This window comes from Pseudomonas sp. SDO5522_S412 (genome assembly GCF_054071215.1).
This window is the reverse complement of sequence record NZ_JBSVWQ010000407.1, coordinates 1-2,323: the sequence shown is the minus strand read 5'-3', so window position 1 is coordinate 2,323 and position 2,323 is coordinate 1. Positions and strand designations below refer to the sequence as shown.

Annotated in this window: 2 protein-coding genes; both read right to left on the bottom strand. The window is 60.9% G+C overall.

Annotation, left to right across the window (positions count from 1 at the left end):
• Positions 1-80 precede the first annotated feature (80 nt).
• Positions 81-1,385, bottom strand: coding sequence for a guanine deaminase (gene guaD / locus ACW9I6_RS32080; protein WP_177049224.1), 1,305 nt, complete (start codon positions 1,383-1,385; stop codon positions 81-83).
• A gap of 7 nt (positions 1,386-1,392) precedes the next feature.
• Positions 1,393-2,235, bottom strand: coding sequence for a xanthine dehydrogenase accessory protein XdhC (xdhC, locus tag ACW9I6_RS32075; RefSeq protein WP_457340231.1), 843 nt, complete (start codon positions 2,233-2,235; stop codon positions 1,393-1,395).
• Positions 2,236-2,323 lie beyond the last annotated feature (88 nt).

Sequence of the window (2,323 nt, the reverse complement as noted above, 5' to 3'; positions counted from 1 at the left end):
TCAGTCAGCATATCCAGCGACTGACACACCGCCTTCGCGAGCAAGCCCGCCCCCACATTTGTTTTGTTGTACCTGTTAAATCAGCGTTGGTGCACCAATTGCCCCGCCGCATACGTCTGCAACACCGCCCGGTCATCCCCCAGCGTCATCAACACAAACAACGTCTCGGCGATGTTATTGGCCTGCTTCAGGCGATAGCTGAGCAGCGGGGTGGCGTTGTAATCCAGTACCAGGAAGTCCGCATCAGTGCCGGGTTGCAGCGTGCCGATCTTGTCTTCCAGACGCAGCGCCCGCGCACCACCCAGGGTCGCCAGGTACAACGACTTGAACGGACTCAAGCGCGCCCCTTGCAGTTGCATCACCTTGTACGCTTCGTTCAGGGTTTGCAGCAGCGAGAAGCTGGTGCCACCGCCGACGTCCGTACCCAGGCCGACATTCAGCTTGTGCTTCTCGGCCATCGGCAGGTTGAACAAACCGCTGCCCAGGAAGAAGTTCGATGTCGGGCAGAACGCGACTGCCGAACCGGCTTCTGCCAACCGCGCGCATTCGTCGTCGCACAGGTGCACACCGTGGGCGAACACCGAGCGTTCACCCAGCAGTTTGTAATGGTCGTACACGTCCAGGTAACCCTTGCGTTCCGGGAACAGTTCTTTCACCCATTCCACTTCCTGCAGGTTTTCACTGATGTGAGTCTGCATGTAGAGGTCCGGGTATTCCCCCAGCAGCTGCCCGGCGAGGGTCAGTTGTTCAGGTGTACTGGTCGGTGCGAAACGTGGCGTCACCGCGTAGTGCAAACGGCCCTTGCCGTGCCAGCGCTCGATCAGCGCCTTGCTTTCCGCGTAGCCGGATTCGGCGGTGTCGGTCAAATAGTCCGGCGCGTTGCGGTCCATCATTACCTTGCCGGCGATCATCCGCAGGTCGAGCTTCTCGGCCGCTTCAAAAAACGAGTTCACTGACTGCGGGTGCACGCTGCCAAATACCAGCGCGGTGGTGGTGCCGTTGCGCAGCAGTTCCTTGATGAAAATATCCGCGACTTCTTCGGCGTGGGCCTTGTCGGCGAACTGGCTTTCACACGGGAAGGTGTAGGTGTTGAGCCAGTCCAGCAACTGCTCGCCATAGGCACCGACCATGCCGGTCTGCGGCAGGTGGATGTGGGTGTCGATCAGGCCGGGGGTGATCAGCGCGTCCTGGTAATGGGTGACTTCGATGTCGGCGGGCAGGCTGGCGAGCAAGTCGCAGGCATGGCCCAGGGCGCTGATCTGGCCGTTGTCGATCACCAGCAGGCCGTCCTCGAAATATTCGTAGGAGGCTTCGATCCCCACTTCGGCAGGGTCGGCGATGCTGTGCAAAATGGCGGCACGGTAGGCTTTGCGTGTCAAAGGCATGGTCGTCTCAGTTAGTCGCTTGGCTGCGGCGGGATACCGGCAGCAGTTTGGCAATGGGTTCGGCGCTCGCAGTGTGCTGGCCGAAGTTGGCGTTATAGGTGGCGATGATTTCGCCGGCGATGGAGATGGCGATTTCCACAGGCAGTTTGCCTTTGACCTCGGTCAGCCCCATCGGGCAATGCATGCGTTGCAGTTGCGCGGTGTCGAAACCGCGATCCCGCAGGCGGTGTTCAAACTTGACGCGTTTGGTCTTCGAGCCGATCAGGCCGAAGTAGGTGAAGTCATTGCGCTTGAGCAGGGCGGCGGTCAGCTCCAGGTCCAGCGCGTGGTTGTGGGTCATGACGATGCAGTAACTGCCCACAGGCAAGTGGTCGATTTCATCCACCGGCTCTTCGCTGACGATTTTACGCACGCCTTGGGGGATGTGTTCCGGGAATTCCTGTTCCCGGGAATCGATCCAGCGCACCCGGCATGGCAGGCTGGCCAGCAACGGCACCAGCGCGCGGCCCACGTGGCCGGCGCCGAACACCGCGATCTGCGCCTGCACCTGGCCCATGGGTTCGAACAACAGCACCGTCACGCCGCCGCAGCACTGGCCCAGGCTGGCGCCGAGGCTGAAGCGCTCCAGGTGGGTGTTTTGCTGGCCGCGCACAAGCATGTCCCGGGCGAGCTGCATCGCCTTGTATTCCAGGTGCCCGCCACCGATGGTGTCGAAGGTGTGGGCGGCGCTGATCACCATCTTCGAACCGGCGTTGCGCGGCGTGGAGCCGAGCTCTTCGATGATGGTCACCAGCACGCAGGGTTCGCCCTGGTTCTGCAGGTCGGCGAGGGCGCTGATCCAGTTGTTCATGTTTACCTCAACATCTCTGTTGTCAGTTCGACCGCCTTCGCGAGCAAGCCCGCTCCCACATTTTGATTTGTGAACACATTCAAATGTG

Coding starts and splice junctions, on each gene's coding strand:
- guaD (WP_177049224.1), bottom strand. CDS start 1,385: ATGCCTTTGACACGCAAAGCCTACCGTGCCGCCATTTTGCACAGCATC.
- xdhC (WP_457340231.1), bottom strand. CDS start 2,235: ATGAACAACTGGATCAGCGCCCTCGCCGACCTGCAGAACCAGGGCGAA.